The 16,532-nt window shown below is 64.7% G+C and carries 19 protein-coding genes; 10 read left to right on the top strand and 9 right to left on the bottom strand.

Annotated features, from left to right (window positions below):
- Positions 1-90: 90 nt before the first annotated feature.
- Positions 91-684, bottom strand: a complete 594-nt coding sequence (locus tag ACP7B7_RS08980; protein WP_426076445.1) for a hypothetical protein — start codon at positions 682-684, stop codon at positions 91-93.
- Positions 685-740: 56 nt separating this feature from the next.
- On the opposite strand from ACP7B7_RS08980, the gene ACP7B7_RS08975 reads away from it, so the two are divergent.
- Positions 741-1,151: a VOC family protein gene (locus ACP7B7_RS08975; protein WP_426076444.1), complete on the top strand. Its 411-nt coding sequence runs from the start codon at positions 741-743 to the stop codon at positions 1,149-1,151.
- A 48-nt stretch (positions 1,152-1,199) separates the two neighbouring features.
- Here the strand turns inward: ACP7B7_RS08975 and ACP7B7_RS08970 are convergent, their stop codons facing one another.
- From ACP7B7_RS08970 to ACP7B7_RS08955, 4 genes are all read right to left on the bottom strand, one after another.
- A complete protein-coding gene (locus ACP7B7_RS08970; protein WP_426076443.1) occupies positions 1,200-1,358 on the bottom strand; it encodes a hypothetical protein in 159 nt (52 codons plus the stop codon).
- Positions 1,359-1,447: 89 nt separating this feature from the next.
- Positions 1,448-1,999, bottom strand: a complete 552-nt coding sequence (locus ACP7B7_RS08965) for a hypothetical protein (protein WP_426076442.1) — start codon at positions 1,997-1,999, stop codon at positions 1,448-1,450.
- Positions 2,000-2,383 (bottom strand): hypothetical protein, encoded by a 384-nt coding sequence (locus ACP7B7_RS08960; RefSeq protein ID WP_426076441.1) that lies wholly within the window; start codon positions 2,381-2,383, stop codon positions 2,000-2,002.
- Between the two features lie 5 nt (positions 2,384-2,388).
- Positions 2,389-2,679: a hypothetical protein gene (locus tag ACP7B7_RS08955; protein ID WP_426076440.1), complete on the bottom strand. Its 291-nt coding sequence runs from the start codon at positions 2,677-2,679 to the stop codon at positions 2,389-2,391.
- Between the two features lie 207 nt (positions 2,680-2,886).
- Between ACP7B7_RS08955 and ACP7B7_RS08950 the strand changes: the two genes are divergently transcribed.
- Positions 2,887-5,829 carry a triple tyrosine motif-containing protein gene (locus ACP7B7_RS08950; protein ID WP_426076439.1) on the top strand — a complete coding sequence of 981 codons (2,943 nt, stop codon included), beginning with the start codon at positions 2,887-2,889 and terminating at the stop codon, positions 5,827-5,829.
- 102 nt (positions 5,830-5,931) lie between these two features.
- Positions 5,932-6,306, top strand: coding sequence for a lysozyme inhibitor LprI family protein (locus ACP7B7_RS08945; protein WP_308922539.1), 375 nt, complete (start codon positions 5,932-5,934; stop codon positions 6,304-6,306).
- A 12-nt stretch (positions 6,307-6,318) separates the two neighbouring features.
- On the opposite strand, the gene ACP7B7_RS08940 is transcribed toward ACP7B7_RS08945, so the two are convergent.
- Positions 6,319-7,869, bottom strand: a complete 1,551-nt coding sequence (locus ACP7B7_RS08940; protein ID WP_426076438.1) for a CHAD domain-containing protein — start codon at positions 7,867-7,869, stop codon at positions 6,319-6,321.
- Positions 7,870-7,974: 105 nt separating this feature from the next.
- Here ACP7B7_RS08940 and mgrA point away from each other — a divergent pair, with 105 nt between their 5' ends.
- Positions 7,975-9,015: an L-glyceraldehyde 3-phosphate reductase gene (mgrA, locus tag ACP7B7_RS08935; RefSeq protein WP_308922541.1), complete on the top strand. Its 1,041-nt coding sequence runs from the start codon at positions 7,975-7,977 to the stop codon at positions 9,013-9,015.
- A 56-nt stretch (positions 9,016-9,071) separates the two neighbouring features.
- Here mgrA and ACP7B7_RS08930 read toward each other — a convergent pair whose 3' ends face one another.
- The gene (locus tag ACP7B7_RS08930; RefSeq protein ID WP_426076437.1) at positions 9,072-9,377 is read right to left on the bottom strand and encodes a hypothetical protein; all 306 of its coding nucleotides are present in this window, start codon (positions 9,375-9,377) and stop codon (positions 9,072-9,074) included.
- A 91-nt stretch (positions 9,378-9,468) separates the two neighbouring features.
- Positions 9,469-9,786, bottom strand: a complete 318-nt coding sequence (locus ACP7B7_RS08925; RefSeq protein WP_308922543.1) for a hypothetical protein — start codon at positions 9,784-9,786, stop codon at positions 9,469-9,471.
- Between the two features lie 253 nt (positions 9,787-10,039).
- Here ACP7B7_RS08925 and ACP7B7_RS08920 point away from each other — a divergent pair, with 253 nt between their 5' ends.
- From ACP7B7_RS08920 to ACP7B7_RS08895, 6 genes are all read left to right on the top strand, one after another.
- Positions 10,040-10,351 carry a DUF4148 domain-containing protein gene (locus tag ACP7B7_RS08920; RefSeq protein WP_308922544.1) on the top strand — a complete coding sequence of 104 codons (312 nt, stop codon included), beginning with the start codon at positions 10,040-10,042 and terminating at the stop codon, positions 10,349-10,351.
- Positions 10,352-10,475: 124 nt separating this feature from the next.
- The gene (locus ACP7B7_RS08915; RefSeq protein ID WP_308922545.1) at positions 10,476-11,885 is read left to right on the top strand and encodes an efflux transporter outer membrane subunit; all 1,410 of its coding nucleotides are present in this window, start codon (positions 10,476-10,478) and stop codon (positions 11,883-11,885) included.
- 86 nt (positions 11,886-11,971) lie between these two features.
- Positions 11,972-12,478 carry a MarR family winged helix-turn-helix transcriptional regulator gene (locus tag ACP7B7_RS08910; protein ID WP_308922546.1) on the top strand — a complete coding sequence of 169 codons (507 nt, stop codon included), beginning with the start codon at positions 11,972-11,974 and terminating at the stop codon, positions 12,476-12,478.
- Positions 12,479-12,512: 34 nt separating this feature from the next.
- Positions 12,513-14,639: an FUSC family protein gene (locus ACP7B7_RS08905; RefSeq protein ID WP_426076436.1), complete on the top strand. Its 2,127-nt coding sequence runs from the start codon at positions 12,513-12,515 to the stop codon at positions 14,637-14,639.
- Entirely contained in the window at positions 14,629-14,829 is a 201-nt protein-coding gene (locus tag ACP7B7_RS08900) for a DUF1656 domain-containing protein (protein ID WP_308922548.1), read from the top strand. The genes ACP7B7_RS08905 and ACP7B7_RS08900 overlap by 11 nt, the downstream gene beginning before the upstream one ends.
- A 38-nt stretch (positions 14,830-14,867) precedes the next feature.
- Complete coding sequence (locus ACP7B7_RS08895; RefSeq protein ID WP_426076435.1) at positions 14,868-15,761, top strand: efflux RND transporter periplasmic adaptor subunit; 894 nt, start codon at positions 14,868-14,870, stop codon at positions 15,759-15,761.
- Here the strand turns inward: ACP7B7_RS08895 and ACP7B7_RS08890 are convergent.
- Positions 15,758-16,504, bottom strand: coding sequence for an SDR family oxidoreductase (locus ACP7B7_RS08890; protein WP_308922550.1), 747 nt, complete (start codon positions 16,502-16,504; stop codon positions 15,758-15,760). The two genes, ACP7B7_RS08895 and ACP7B7_RS08890, sit on opposite strands and share 4 nt — an antisense overlap.
- Positions 16,505-16,532 lie beyond the last annotated feature (28 nt).

The following is a 16,532-nucleotide window of genomic DNA, read 5'->3' as shown; positions in this document are numbered from 1 at the left end:
TTCATGAGTGATTTTCCACCGCGTTTCGAACTATTGCAGTTGAAGGACCGCTTTTGGCCGGCATCGGCCATCATCGCGGCTGGCGAGCAGCTACTTTCCCTGCAGGGCGCCTGAAATTTTCTTCCCGTCCGCATAGCTCCAGATTTCCCCGAACGCAGAAGTGGCTTCCTTGCTCTGATTGAGCTCTACGGTTCCGGATGCCCAAAAAGCATGTAGCGCCGCAGCCAAGCCTGAAGTTCCTTCATTCCGGATGGTCGCTCGCGCCTTTTCAGTGCACTCCTCCAGTAGCAGCCGATCCAGTAATTTCCCCACACGGCGGTAAATTAGTTCCTTGGATTGCTCCGGCACCCTAAGCTCAGGTGGCATCGATGGATGGTAAGAAGCGGCTACCCAAGTCACCAAAGCGGTGTCGAAGCGTTCTGCCGGACTGATATTGCTGACCATACATCCCATTAATTCCTGAGATGACGTTCCTGCGACAGCCGTACTTATCGTTGAGCTGGCAAAACAAGCCAACAACGCAAGTATGGCGACGCGCCCAAATTTAGTAGCTGGACTGGCTGAAATCACGCGAAAAACTCTTTCATTTAATTGGGCACGCCAGACTTGGCCGCCGCTTGCTGCCGTCAGATGCGAACGTAACGCCGAAGGTCCGCATTTGGCCGAAAGGAGACAAGTATTCATTGAAGCTGCCAGCTTGGCAAGATAGAATTTTCATATAGTTCACAGGAGGGTTTCCAATGCTCACTGGTTTCAACCACCTGACCATCTCTGTCAGCAACCTGTCGCGCAGTTTCGATTTTTACTCAAATTTACTTGGGTTGAAACCAGAGGCCATCTGGACTACTGGAGCTTACCTGTCTCTGGCCGAGCTTTGGTTATGCCTGTCACTGTCCGGGGAAGCGATCTCGGAGCGTGCCACGACATATACCCACTATGCATTTTCAATCCACCCTGAAGACTTCGAGCAATTCAAAAACAGGCTTCTGGAGCACGGTGTGCGTGTATGGCAGAAAGATAGCAGCGAAGGAAATTCCTTTTATTTCCTCGACCCTGACGGCCACCAATTGGAGGCACATGTCGGCTCGCTCGCGTCCCGATTGGCCGCATGTAAACGACAACCCTACGACGGAATGAAATTTTTCAGCTGACCGCCTCTTGCCGATAACACCCACTCCGCAGACCACCCCACTGCGCCGCTAGGAAGTTTTGCGCGTCATCCGCTCAATCACCTTCACCATGCCCATGAACAATGCGGCATACCCCAACGCACAGATACCCCAGATGATCAGCGCTGTCATGAAATCCCTCGCCATCCAAGTAATAATGAACAGCGTCAGGCTGCTGAAGACGGTCAAGTAGCCGCTGGTGAACAGCGGGACGGGATCAGATATGTTGAGCTCGAATAGCAGACCTGACCCTGACACCTTCCAGCTTCTTTTTTATTTCAGCCCAGCTTATTGAATTCTGCCCGCACGCCGCTTTCTCCGATGCGCACGAAGCTGTCTTCGTAGTAGGTTTTTCCCCATTCGATAAACGCTTCCGCGTCCATCTGCACCATACCCAGCAGCCAGGATGAGCCATCATCGATGTCGTCAGGAATGACGGCATGCCCGGTTTGCCACGACAGCCCATCCACGCTCCAGCAGCAGAATGTAACGTGCTCGTGTTCGACCGCTTCGTCCTGCAGCCAGCGCCACAGCTCTGGCGGCAGGCCATCGTAGAGTCCGGGCCAGATGCCGTACTCTTCGCGGGCATGGGGGCTGACCGCCGATTCGTGATCAAAGCCCTTGAGCACGACTTTGCCATCCGCGCCGAAGAAACCGACGACGTGGTCGCCGGCGCCATTGTCATATCTGGCCATCGCCACGCCGTCGGCCCAGTCCGGTTCATACCGGTATGCGCGCAGCCAGTCTTCCGATGTCAGCATGGCGTCGCAGCGGGCCGCGCATTGCCAGGCCTGCCGGAGTTGAACTGGCGAGAGAGTTGGCAGCTTCATTTATTTGTCATCCGTAAAAGTCATGTTCACATACGCAAAGGGCAACATGCACTGCAACGCCAGGACCATGATCAGCACCGCTTCCGTGACTTCGAACGGCGCACTATCGCCCTGCGCCAGCCTGTGCATGACCGTTTGCCAGCCATCGAAGTACACGCTGCAGCCATACCAGGCAAGCAGGAGAATGGCACAGACACTGCGGATGCGGCCAGGCAAGCGCGAAACAAGCATCAGGGCGGCCAACGCGAGCGCCGGGACGATGGCACAGCGCGATGTCGTCGATGCGAAATACAGGAAGGCAAAGCTGCGGAACAGGATCACCGGTATGGCGGCCAGGCAGGCCAGCACGTGGACCAGCGGATTCAACCGGCGCAGGAGTGTCATGAATATCAGGAAGGCTTGCGCAGCAGCTTGTCGATCAACTGCAGCATGCCGTAAAACAGCGCCGCATAGACAGCGGCGGCTATGCCCCAGACGATCAAGGCCGTCAGGAGATCGACCCAGATCCAGGTGACAATGAACAACACCGGGCTGCTCAAGACGGTCAGGTAGCCGCTGGTAAACAGGAAGATGCCGTTCGCGCCCTGGAAGCCCTTGCGCGCGCCGTTCACCTCCATGTAGCTGACAAGCAAAAGAAGGCCAACGACTACGCAAGCCCAGATGGTCCAGAACAGCGGCATGTTTCTTCCTTGTATGGTTGGCCGGGCGCACAGATCGGCACCTTGTCATCCACACATGATATTGCGATATATCAATGCGGACAAGCCCCCTGTTCTACCTGACCACCACCTTGTTACTCGTCTATAATCATTTTCCAGCCCAACCGCTTCCACTCCTGCGTCCATTCCATGCTTTTTCGCTTGCCGCGCCGCCTGCTTGCCGTTTTCTTGGCGGCGCTCCATCTGTCCTGCGTGGCGGCCGCGGCGGCGCCGGCGCCGCTGCTGTCCGACTACAGCCATAGCGCCTGGGGCGCGGTGCAGGGTGCGCCGGTCGATGTGCTGAAATTTGCGCAGGGCCAGGACGGCTGGCTGTGGATCGCCACCGCGACCGGCTTGTACCGCTACGATGGCGTGCATTTCGAACGCAGCGACAGCGTGTATGGCCACCGCCTGCCCTCGTCGAATGTGCTGGACCTGGCGGCAACGCCTGATGGCGCGATCTGGGTCGGCTACCGCCTGGGCGGCTTGACGGTGTTTCGGGAGAAAGGCGCGCGCACCTACGGCGAGGCCGACGGCTTGCCGACGGGCGCCGTGTTCCATATCGAGCAGGCGCCCGATGGCGCCATCTGGGTCGGCACGCGCGATGGCGCGGCGCGGCTGGCGCCGGGGGCGCAGCGCTTCGAGGCGCAAGGCGAGAACGTGGGGCTGCCGACGCGGCGCGTGTACCAGGTGCTGTTCGGCCGCGACGGCACGCAGTGGATGGGCACCATGCATGGCGTGTTTTTCCGCCAGCCGGGCCAGGCGCGCTTTTCCCACGCCTGGCCGCGCACCATGCTGACCAGCATGGGCGAAGCGCCCGATGGCGCGATCTGGGCGGTCGACAACCAGAACCGGTATTTCCGCGTGCGCACCACCGAACCGCCAGGCAAGGGGCCGCTCAAGCCCGACGCCCTCGGCAACGGCATCCGTTTCGACCGCGCCGGCACCATGTGGCTGTTCAACCCGGACGGCATCGAGCGCAAGTTCGTGCCTGGCGGCCCCAGCCTGCCGGCGCAGCGCCTGACGCGGCAGAACGGCATCAGCGGCCCGCTGCCGCAATCGAGCTTCCAGGACCGCGAAGGCAATCTGTGGTTCGGCACCTCGGCCGGGCTGGACCGTTTGCGGCCGAACCGCCTGAAGACCTTGCCGGTCGACGTGCCGTTCGACCATCCCGGCATGCTGCCGGGGCCGAACGGCGATGTCTGGATCGGCGACTATGTGGGCGACATCCGCAGCTTTACGGCCGATGGCGTCAAAAAAGTCGAGTTGAAGGGGCAACTGGCGGCCAGCCACTGGGCGCCCGATGGCACTTTATGGCTCGGCAATGAGCTGGGCCTGCATCACCGCGCCGTGAATGGCGCTTTCACGCCGGTGGCACTGCCACCGGGTGTCGCCGGCCTCGATCCGCAGGCGCTGCAGCAGGACCGCGCGGGCAACTTGTGGGCCTCGTTCTCGGGCGGTGGGCTGTTTCGCCGCACCAGCGGGACATGGATCAAGGATGGCGGCCTGTCCGGCCTGCCCACGGCGCTGGCCACGGCCATGGCGATGGACGGGCAAGGCACGGTCTGGATGGGCCACGCCGACAACAGCATCAGCCTGGTCGGCGACGGCCAGCATGCCGGCGCCGTCAGGCGCCTCGGTGAAGCCGACGGCCTGCAAGTGGGCACGGTGCTGCAGCTGTACCGCGATGGCGACGCCATGTGGGCCGGCGGCGAGCATGGCGTGGCGCTGTACCGCGGCGGCCGTTTCCATGCGCTGCGCGGCGCGCATGGCGAACCGTTTCGCGGCGTGTCGGGCATGGTGCGCCTGCCTGGCGGCGACCTGTGGCTGCATGGCGCGGACGGCATCGACCATATCGGCGCCGCCAGCCTGGCGGCCTGGATCAAGGACGGCACGGCGGTCGAGGCCGAACGCTTCAACGCGCTCGACGGCCTGCAGGGCCATGCCGCGCAACTGCGCCCGGTGCCCACGCTGATACGCGCGCCCGACGGCAAGCTGTGGTTCTCCACCGCCGCCACCATCGCCATCCTCGACCCGGCGCAGATCCGCCGCAACCCCCTGCCGCCGCCGGTGCAGATCGTCACCGTGCAGGCCGACGGCGCGCCCTACCGGCCCGACGCAGGCCAGCCCTTGCACCTGCCACAGGGCAGCAAGAACCTGCAGATCGGCTTTACGGCCTTGAGCCTGTCGATGCCCGAGCGCGTGCGTTTGCGCTACCGCTTGACCGGCGTGGACGCCGGCTGGCAGGAGCCGGTCGGCCGGCGCGAGGCGTATTACACCAACCTGGCGCCAGGCAGCTACCGCTTCGAGGTGACGGCGGCCAACGAAGATGGCGTCTGGAACACGCAAGCGGCAACGCTCGATATCGTGATCGCGCCCACCTTTGTACAGACGCCGTGGTTCAAGCTGCTGCTGGCGCTGGGCGGCGCGCTGCTGCTGTATGGCCTGTATGTGCTGCGCATCCGCCGCCTGAAACGGGGCATGCACGAACGGCTGCAGGAGCGCCTGCAGGAACGCCTGGCCGAACGCTCGCGCATCGCCCGCTCGCTGCACGACACCCTGCTGCAAAGCGTGCAGGGCCTGATCCTGTCGTTCCATGCGCACGCGCACATGCTGCCTCAGGGCACGCGCGAACGGGCGCGCCTGGACGGCACCCTGAACCTGGCCGACCAGCTGCTGATCGAGGGGCGCGACCAGATCATGGACTTGCGCGCCGTGGCGCCGCCCGACGAACTGCCGCTGGCGCTGCAGGAATTCGGCAAGGGCCTGGCCCAGCACCGCGCGCACGCATTCACGGTGCGCGTGAGCGGTGTTTGCCGGCGCTTGCTGCCCTGCGTGCACGATGAGATCTATGCGATCGCGCGCGAAGCGCTGTTCAACGCCTCGCGCTATGCCGAAGCGGCGCATATCGTGCTGGAGCTCGATTATGCCGAGCAGGCGTTCACCTTGCGCGTGCGCGACGATGGCTGCGGCCTCGATGACGCCGTGGCGCAGGCGGGGCGACCCGGCCACTGGGGCCTGGTCGGCATGCGCGAGCGCGCCGCCAGCATCGGCGCCACCCTGAACCTCGGCAGCCGGCCCGGCGCCGGCACCGAGATCGAAGTGATCGTGCCGGGCCAGCTGGCTTATTGAAGCCTGCGCGCAAGCGTGCACGGCGGAAACGAAGCATGTTGTAGGATACGCAAGAGCCAGCTTTGCTCGCCGCCATCGTCCCTCCCCTTGAGAAAGAACGCCATGAAAAAATTCATGCTCGCCTTGCTGCTGTGTGCTTCCGGCTCCGCCTTCGCCAACTCCGCCTGCGATACGCCGCGCAACGATTTCGACGGCCTGTATTGCCTGAACAAGGTGTACCAGGAAGCGGACAAGGAGCTGAACGCCAACTACAAGAAACTGGCCGCGAAACTCGACGCCAACGGCAAGCAGACCCTGAAGTCGGGCCAGCTGTCCTGGATCAACGAGCGCAACCAGAGCTGCTCGAAAAAGGACGGCACGGGTTTCTATGTGAACCTCGATTGCGCCACCAATACCACCATCCAGCGCGCGCAATTCCTGCAGGACCGCTTCCGCGAGTGTTCGAGCTCGGGCTGCCAGAACAGCAAGCTGCAGTAATCCCGCTCCAGTTCAACCTGGCAGGCGCGCCGCCTTGAAGCGCCGCCAGGCCTGCCGCATGCCGCGCGCATCGGCCAGTCGTTCGTGGGCGCGCGCCGCCAGGTAGCCGCGCACGAACGACGCTGGCGCCTGCAGCGTCGACTGCTCTTCGGCCAATTGCCGCAGCAAGCCGTCGGCCACCTGCAAGTCATTCAAGCCACCCAGCACATCCTGCAAGCCCGACAATGGTTTGACATACGCACGCACCTTGCCGTCGCTGAACAACGAGGCAAAGAACTCGGCCGCGTAGCGCGTCTTCTTGGCGGCGATCCTGATCTGATGGCGTTCATCGGGCGTGCCGCTGAGCAGCAGCTTGCCGCGCTTGCGCAGGCGGCGCTGGCGCTGGCGCAAGGCCTGTTTTGCAAAGCGCGGCAAGGGTTGCTCCAGTGCCCGGCGCTGACGCGGCGTGCTGCCCTCGCGCCAGCCACACGTGAGCAGCCAGCGCTGCAGGCCCAGCATCAGCCGCGTGTAGCGCACATCGGCCAGCGCTTCGGCCGCCTGCGCGTGGGCGGCGCGGGCTTCCTCGCGCGCGGCCTCGCTCAAGGGCGCCAGGGTGTCGGCATCGACCTCGCCCTCGCAAGGCGCCAGGGTGTCCAGGGCCAGCACATCCCAGTCGCGCGCGGCGCCCAGCTTGGCCACCAGCCAGTCCAGGTCGGCCTGCAGGTCTTCGGGCAAGGCCAGCAGTGGCTTGAACAGCGACAAGACCGAGCGCAGCCGGCGCAAGCCGACGCGCATCTGGTGCAGGCTTTCCACATCCTCGCTGCTTGCCACGCCGTCCTGGTTGGCGCTGACCTGTTCCAGGCAATTGGCGGCGATGGCCAGGAAACCCTGCTGCACCGACAGCTTGTCTTTCAATATCAAAGGCTGCGCCTTGACGGCTTTCACCGGCAAGCCGGCGGCGAGGCGATAGCCGCGTTCGGCCTTGCTGGCCTGGCCTATCCACAGCGGCACCTCTTGCAGCAGCGCCAGCGCGATGTCGAACAGGGCGGCCTGGCGGCCCGCCTTCAGTTCCAGTTCCACCTCGCTGACCGGCACGCTGCGCATGCTGTCTGCGCTGCCGTGTTCGATCACGCCCTGGTCCAGCACGCACTCGACCAGGTCGCCCTGCGGCGTGGCCAGTTGCCACACCGTGCGCTCGATGCGCGTGCCAAACATCGTCTGCAGATTGGCGCGGACGGCGTCCTGGCGCAGCAGCGCGCGCACCGGCTGCTTGCCTTTGATCAGCGCGTCGAGCGCGTCGAGGTCCGGCGCCGCTCCCGCCACTGCACTCTCCCATTCGTGACGGCTGTGCAGGCCGCCGCGCACGCTGCCGCCCGCCTTCAGGGTCTGCACCCAGGCGCCATCGATGTGGCGCACGCGCAGGCCGGCCTGATGGCGGCACAGCTGCAGGTCGGGCGTATCGACATACACGTCGTGCATGGCCAGCAGCACCGGTTCCTGGGTCGCATGGTGCGCCAGCAAGGGATGCTCGCGCAGCCGCGCGGCATGCTGCGGATCGAGCAGGAGTTTGAGTTCGACTTCCATGGCGTGCTCCGGGGACGGGAAAAGAATCATTGTAAGGCTGGGAACGCCTGCGCACGCTTGCCGGATTTGCGCGAGAATAAGCGCTTCACCACCAGAGGAGACACCATGACCTATCACGCCGCCGAGAACCGCTATGAACAGATGCAATATCGCACCTGCGGGCGCAGCGGACTGAAACTGCCGCTGCTGTCGCTGGGCCTGTGGCACAACTTCGGCGACAGCACCAGCCTGGCCGTGCAGCGCGACATGCTGCGCACGGCGTTTGACCTGGGCATTACCCATTTCGACCTGGCCAACAATTACGGCCCGCCGTATGGCAGCGCGGAAAGCAATTTCGGCAAGCTGCTGCGCGACGATTTTCTGCCGTACCGCGATGAGCTGATCATTTCCACCAAGGCCGGCTGGGACATGTGGCCCGGCCCGTATGGCCAGGGCGGCGGCTCGCGCAAATACGTGCTGGCCAGCCTGGACCAGAGCCTGAAGCGCCTGGGCCTGGACTATGTCGACATCTTTTATTCGCACCGCTACGACGCCGACACGCCGCTGGAAGAAACCATGGGCGCGCTGGCCACCGCCGTACAGCAGGGCAAGGCGCTGTATGTGGGCCTGTCCTCGTATTCGCCGCAGAAGACGGCCGAAGCGGCGGCCTTGCTGCGCGACTGGAAAGTACCGTGTTTGATCCACCAGCCGTCGTACAACATGCTCAACCGCTGGATCGAGGACGACGGCCTGCTCGACACGCTTGAACAGGAAGGCATGGGCTGCATCACCTTCACGGCGCTGGCGCAAGGCCTGCTGAGCGACAAATACCTGGACGGCGTGCCGCAGGATGCGCGCATCAACCGCCCCGGCGGCGGCTCGATGACCAAGGAACACCTGAGCGCGGAAAACCTGGCCAGGGTGCGCGGCCTGAACCAGATCGCCGCCGCACGCGGCCAGAGCCTGGCGCAGATGGCGCTGGCCTGGGTGCTGCGCGACCCGCGCGTGACCACCACCCTGATCGGCGCGAGCAGCAGCGCGCAGATCCGCGAAAACGTGGCGGCGCTGCAGCAGCTGGGCTTTACGGAAGAAGAGCTGCGCGCCATCGATGTGCAGGCGCGCGAGGGGCATATCAATCTGTGGGAGGGGCCGTCAAAGGCCAAATAAAGAAGTAACGCAGTAACGCAGTGAAAAAAATGGGCGCCGAATCGGCGCCCATTTTTTTACGATCCCAGATGCACCAGCGCATGGCCCACATGCTGCCACCAGTGCTCGCGCGACTTGATCTGCTTCAGGCAAGCCGTGTCGATTTCAGTCGGAAACACGCGGTCCTGGCAGGCTTTTGTCTGCAGGGCGTAGCGCTGGTTTTCCGCCGCCGCCAGGGCCAGCACCAGCCAGATGGCCAGCGCACATAGCAGGATCAGCAAGCTCCACGGCAAATGATTGGTGGTACTTTTTTCGCCAAAAAATTCGCGCGGCCGCGTCTCGCGGTACATCGACATCAAGTCTTTTTGTTTGTCTTGCGTCATTTGCATGTGCTTCCCTGGTGTGCTGTGCCGGCCGGCACCAGCCACCATTTTACGCTGCCCGCAGGGCGCCGCGCAAAATGGTCACACGGTGTCAGACAGGGTGGTCCAGCTCTTCGTCGCCTTCGACGTCGTCGATGGAGCGGCCGGGCACCATGCGCTCGATGTGATCGACATCGATATCGCCGCCGTCGGGCGCCGCGTTTTCAGGTTCCACGCCGGCCCGTTCGCCGGTGCCGGCGGCATCGCTGTCGCTGTCCAGGCTTTCCTGGTCCTGGCCCGGAATGCCCTGCACATCGCTGCCGCTGTCGGAATTGTCGCTGGGGCCCAGTGCGCCCTTGCCATGGCCCGTGCCAAGCACGCGGTCCGGCAGGCCGGGCAGGTTGTCTGGATCGAGGCTGCTTGCGCTCATGCTGTTCTCCTGTTAATAAAATATTACTGTACTCCGCCTGCGGCAACCATGTCGCACGGCTGCGGTGCACACTATTTGAAAATAATACTTCACAAATGTACTATTCATTGCTATAGTTCATTCAAGTAAGCACGCTTCTGATCCAGAAACATGTTTCATCGGCAGCAAGGCGCCACCCGCGCCCTGCCGCCGAACCGACCGGTACGTGGCGATCCGGCCCATCCACCCAGCCATGCCCAAACAGGAGTTCATCATGCAAGCCAAATCACTCGCAGCAGTATTGCTGGCCGTCGCCGCCTCGTCGGCTTTTGCCCAAAGCGCAGCGCCAGCCGCCAGCACCCAACTGACACGCGCCGACGTCACGGCCGAATATATCCGTGCTCGCAACGCCGGCGAAATCGCCACCAGCGAAGCCGACTATCCTAAAACCCCTGCCACCGCCGCCAGCACCGTGACGCGCGAACAGGTCATGAACGAGTTCTACGCCGCCCGCAAGGCTGGCCAGATCCCGCAGACGGAAGCCGATTTCGATATCGCGCAGACGCGTCACCATGTCGTCAAATAAAAACCAGTCAGCCGGTTTTTAGCACTACCCCGTTGCGGCGCAGCATGGCCAGGCCACTCCTGGCAAGCTCACCGCGGCGAGCTTTATTACATTGTTTACCGATTACTTTCCGTGGAGTTCCCGCATGTCATTGTCCCGCCGTCTGCTGGCCGCCAGCCTGGCCCTTGCCCTTGGCGCTTGCGCCGACATGGGCCATATCGCGCCGCAAGCGGTGCTGGCGGACGCGCACGTTCTCGATGGCGGCAGGACGAATGAGGCGGCCAGCGCCGCCATAGACTGGCCGCGCGCCGAATGGTGGCAAGCGCTGCGGGACCCGCAGCTGGACCGCCTGATGCAGCAGGCGCTGGCCGACAGCCCCACCCTGCGCGGCGCCCAGGCGCGCGTGCGCCAGGCCGAAGCGCTGGCCGGCGCGGCCGAGGACAAGACCCGGCCACAGGCGGACGCCAGCGTGTCGATCAACCGCGAACTGTATTCGCAGCATGGCAGTACGCCGGCCCCGCTGGCCGGCAACTATGCCTGGCGCAACCAGGCCACCGTCACCGCCTCCTATGACCTGGACCTGTGGGGCCGCAACCGCGCCGCGCTGGCCGCCGCCCTGGGCGACGTGCAACTGGCCTCGGCCGAATCGCAGATGGCCCGCCTCGCCCTGGAAACAGCCCTGGTGCGCACCTATATCCAGCTGTCGTACGAATTCACCTTGCAGGACGTGATACAAAACAGCCTGGCGCAGCGCGCGCGCATTCTCGACATTACCAAGCGCCGCCGCCAGGCCGGCATCGGCACCGAGATCGACGTGGCGCAGATCGAAACCACCCTGCCGGCCGGCCTGCGCCAGCTGGAGCAGGCCAATGAATCGCTGGCCCTGCTGCGCAACCAGCTGGCGGCGCTGTCGGGCAAGGGCCCGTCGGCCGGTAGCGCGCTCACGCGCCCGGTGCTGCGGCTGGATCACCCGCTGGCGATACCCGCGGCCCTGCCGGCCGACCTGATCGGCCGCCGTCCCGATATCGCCGCCCAGCGCTGGCGGGTGGAAGCGGCCGCCAAGCGCATCGACGCGGCCAAGGCCGAGTTTTATCCGAACGTCAACCTGGTGGCGTTTGCCGGTTTCCAGGCCTTCGGTTTCAGCCATTTCCTGGACGCCAATTCGCAGGTGCGCGGCGCCTCGCCGGCGCTGAGCCTGCCGATCTTTGCCGGCGCCCGTCTGCGCGCCCAGCTGGGCAGCCAGACGGCCGTGTATGACGGCGCCGTCGAACAGTACAACGCCACCGTCATCAACGCCATGGCGGACGTCGCCAACGCCGTGACGAAAGCGCAGTCGCTGCAAAAACAGCACGCCTTGACGCAGCAGGCGCTGGCCACGGCGCAGCGCGCGCGCGACCTGGCCGAACAGGCCTACAAGGCCGGCATGAGCGACGCCATCAACATGCTCAACACGCAAGTGGCGCTGCTGGCGGAACAACAGCAGCAGGCACAGAACGGCGCCAGCGAACTCGATCTCTATGTTTCCCTGATGAATGCACTCGGAGGCGGAATTTAGGCCAAAGGATCGTGACTCAAAGATTCGCGTTGCCATAAGACTACAATATACAATCAGCGCTTTATTCATACGCAAAGGAACACGACATGACAGCATTTGATGCCACCTCGAAGCGGCTGCAACATATCCGCACGCGCATGCCGGCGTTCCCCCTGGAACTGATGCGCCTGCTGCGCATGACGTATCACATCCAGAAAGGCATGAAGGACCTGACCAATGCGGCGTTGAGAAAGCATGACCTGGTCGACGCCAGCTACATGGTGCTGGCCGTGCTGTACGGCACGGAAGACGAAACGTCGAGCGCCGCCGTGCTGGGCATGGCCTGCCATGAAAAGCCGGCCAACCTGACGCGCGTGTGCAATGACCTGGAAACGCGCGGGCTGATCCACCGTGGCACGCGCCCCGGCGACCGCCGCTCGGTGATGATTTCGCTGACCGACCAGGGCCGCGCCCTGATCGAGACGGCGCTGCCGGACGTGTATGCGGAAACCTCGACGCTGTATGAAGGCTTTACCGAAGAAGAGCTGCAAGTGCTCGACAAGCTGTACGTGCGCCAGTTGCGCAACCTGAACAATATCAACAACCCTGCCTGAGTTCCTTTTATCGATGACGCCAGCCACAGCACCTTTGCATACAGGCCCCCTGACACGGGCCGCACGTTGGCTGGCGCAAGCGCTGCAGGACTGGCGCGTGACCGAAGGCGAACGCTGGATCTATGTCGCCAAGACCCTCACGGCCGCCTTCTGCGCGCTGTGGCTGGCCTACCGCCTGGGCCTCGATTCGCCCAGCACGGCCATGACCACCACCATTATCCTGGCCCTGCCCAGCAGCGGCATGGTGCTGGAAAAAAGCTTTTACCGCCTGTGCGGCACCCTGCTCGGCTGCACCGCCGCGCTGTGCCTGATCGGCTTTTTCCCGCAGCAGCCGGTGCTGCTGTTCGCCGGCCTGGCGCTGTGGGTGGGCCTGTGCACCAGCGGCGCCGCGCTGCACCGCAACGCCCAGTCGTATGTGTATGTGCTGTCCGGCTATACCGCCTGCATGATCGTGCTGCCCGCCATCGAGCAGCCGATGCAGGTGTTCGCGCTGGCCGTCACGCGCGTGGCGGAAGTGAGCCTGGGCATCATCTGTTCGGCGGTGGTCTCCAGCGTGCTGCTGCCGCGCCACCAGGGCACGCAGGTGATGCGCTCGGTGGAAGCGCGCTACGCCAAATTCCTCGGCTTCTGCCAGGACGTGCTGCAGCAAAAACTGTCGGCCTCCGAGGTCGAAGTGACGCATCTGCGCTTCGCGGCCGACGTCGCCGCGCTGGAACTGGGGCGCTCGGCCGCGCTGTTCGAAGTGAGCGACGCCGTCAGCCACGTGCGCGCGCAAAACCGCAAGCTGCACGCCTTTAACAGCACCTTCATGACGGCGCTGACCACCTTTTATACCTTTCACCGTCTGGTCGAGCGCTTGCAGCGCGACGGCCAGAGCCGGGTCGTCGAGGCCTGCGCGCCGCTGTTCGACATCATCGCCGAAGCGCTGCGCTCGCGCCCGTCGCAGGACTCGCTCGACACCATGCAGCTGCACCTGCAGGCGGCGCTGGCGCAGGCGCGCACGCAGATCGACGGCGCGGATATCGAACACGTGCAGCGCATCGATTTCGACACCGTCTGCGAGCTGCTGGAACGCTTCGCGCGCGACATGAGCCGCTTCCACGAAGTCTATTTCAGCCTGGCGCACGACACCCCGCTGGACGTCAGCGCGCCGCAAGCCTATGCGCCGAAAACCCCGCCGGCGCTGGTGATCGCCAGCGGCGCGCGCGCGGCGATCAGCCTGGCCCTGCTGGCGCTGGGCGCGTATTTCCTGGCCTGGCCGTATGCCAGCACGGCCATGCTGATGGCGGCCGTGTTCTGCGCGCTGGCTTCGTCGGTGCCGCGCCCGATCGCGATGATACGCCAGGTGCTGACGGGCTTTTTGATCGCCATGCCGCTGGCGCTGGTGTGCGTGTATTTCGTGCTGGTGCACGGCGACGGCTTTCCGATGCTGGTGCTGAGCTTTGCGCCCTTCCTGGCGGTCGGCGTATACCTGATGAGCAATCCGGCCAAGCTGGGCATCGGACTGGGCGTGGGCACCTTCATGACGCAGATGGCGCCGACCAACCTGATGCACGTCGACGGCGCCGCCTTTCTCAATACCGGCATGGCGCTGATCGTCGGCCTGATGCTGGCCGGCGTGGTATTTGCCGTGATCCTGCCCGAGCACACCATGGGCCACAAGGACCATGTGGGGCCGGCCCTGTGGCGCGAAACGCTGCGCGCCTGCACCGCGCGCCTGGCGCAAGGGTCCGCCAACAAGCACCGCTACGACAACCGCATGCGCGACCTGCTCAGCCAGCTCAATGCGGCGGCCGGCCCGGCGCCGGGGGCAGAGGCGCGCGCCGTGGTGCGCCAGGCCCTGACCCTGCTGGAAATCGGTCACTCGGTGATCGAAGTGCGCGAACTGGTCGCCACGTCCAGGGCGCCCGGCGTCGCCACCCAGGCGCTGGGCCGCTGCGTGGACGGTATCGCCGCCTGGCTGCGCACGCGCGGCGATGTCGAACTGCAGGCGGCGATCGCCGCCACCCTGCGGGCCGGCGCCTGCGTGCGTGAAGCGCAGCTCGGCGCCGGCGCCGAACGTGCGCTGCGGCTGCAGACGGCGCTGGCCGACCTGCATTCCCTGTACACATCCTTGCTCGACCATATGGCGCCTGCCGCCGGAGACTCCCATGCCGCGTGAATTCGCCCTGTTCGGGGTATTGCTGCCCACCCTGCTGCCCCTGTTCATCCTCAGCATCGCGCTGCAGACCGCGCTGGACCGCGTGTTCGGCTGGCTCGGCGTGTACCGGATGGTCTGGCATCCGTCGCTGGCGCGGCTGTGCATCTTTGTCGCCATCTTCGGCGCGCTGTCCCTGTCGCTCTACAAATAAAAAAAACCGTTCAACCTGATCAAGGAAGGGATACCGCGATGGTAACCAAACTGACCCGCTACGCAATCACGCTGCTGCTGCTCGCCGCCGCCCTCTGGATCGGCAAGACCGTCTGGGATCGCTACATGGAATCGCCATGGACGCGCGACGGCCGCATCAAGGCCGACGTGATCAATATCAGCGCCGACGTGGCCGGCACCGTCACGCAGGTACTGGTGCGCGACAACCAGGTGGTGCACAAGGGCGACGTGCTGTTCGTGGTCGACAAGGAACGCTATGCGAGCGCGCTGGCCCAGGCCGAGGCCGCGCTGGCCGCGCAGCGCACGGAACTGGGCCGCCGCGGCAAGGAAGCGCAGCGCCGCGCCAGCCTGGACGCCAGCATCGTCTCGACCGAAAGCCGCGAAACGGCGGCGTTTGCCGCCAGCTCGGCCACTTCGCAGGTGCAGGGCGCGCTGGCCGCACGCAGCCTGGCGCAACTGAACCTGGAGCGCACCACCGTGCGCGCCCCGGTCGATGGCTATGTCACCAATCTGAACGTGCACACGGGCGACTTTGCCGCCGTCGGCGCGCCCAAGCTGGCGGTGATCGACAGCGCCTCGTACTACGTCGTGGGCTACTTCGAAGAGACCAAGCTGGCCATGCTGGCCCAGGACGACAAGGCGGAAATGAACCTGATGAGCGGCGGCACCCTGCACGGCCATATCGAGAGCATCGCGCGCGGCATCACCGACCGCGACGCCGCCACCGGCCGCGAACTGCTGGCCGACGTGAACCCCACCTTCAACTGGGTGCGCCTGGCCCAGCGCGTGCCGGTGCGCATCCATATCGACCAGCTGCCGGCAAATCAGGTACTGGTGGCCGGCACCACCTGCACCGTGGTGATCACGCCGCATTCGGCGCCGGCGCCGGCGCCGCAAAAAGCCAAAGCCTAGCGCCCGCCGGCGACGTCCAGGAACACTCCCGTCACATAGCTGGCGGCAGGACTGAGCAGGTACAAGATGCCTTCGGCCACTTCCTCGGGCTGGCCGCCGCGCTGCATCGGCACGCCAGCCTCCAGCCGCGCCACCCGGCCCGGCTCGCCGCCCGAAGCGTGGATCTCGGTGAAGATCAGGCCGGGCCGCACGCAGTTGACGCGGATGCCTTCCGGCGCCACCTCTTTCGCCAGGCCGATGGTCAGCGTGTCGACCGCGCCTTTCGAGGCCGCATAGTCGACATATTCGGCGCTGCCGCCCAGGCGCGAGGCCACCGACGACACATTGACGATGCGCCCGCCCTGCCCGCCGTTGGCGGTCGACATGCGCCGCACGGCCTGCTGGCAGCACAGGAAATAACTGATCACATTGGTGCGCAGCACGCGCTCCATGCGCTGCACCGAAATATCGACCAGCCGGCACTTCTGCTCCAGCACGCCCACATTGTTGACCAGCGCGGTGATCGTGCCCAGGCGCGCATCGACTTCGCGAAACAGCCGTTCCACGTCCGCTTCCTGGCCGACGTCGGCCTGCACCGCGATCGCTTCAAAGCCTTCGGCGCGTATCTGCGCGCACAGCGCCTCCGCCGCCTGCGCGTCGCGCACATAGTTGATGCAGACCGCATAGCCCTGGCGCGCGGCCAGCAGGGCGGTGGCCGCGCCGATGCCGCGGCTGCTGCCGGTGATCAGGATGACTTCTTTCATCGTTGCTCCATGATGTTAAAAAGCCCGC

Origin of the sequence: Janthinobacterium sp. PSPC3-1 (genome assembly GCF_049896105.1) — a bacterium.
Taxonomy (GTDB): domain Bacteria; phylum Pseudomonadota; class Gammaproteobacteria; order Burkholderiales; family Burkholderiaceae_D; genus Janthinobacterium.
The sequence above is the reverse complement of the archived record's forward strand: the minus strand, read 5'-3'. Positions and strand labels throughout refer to the sequence as shown.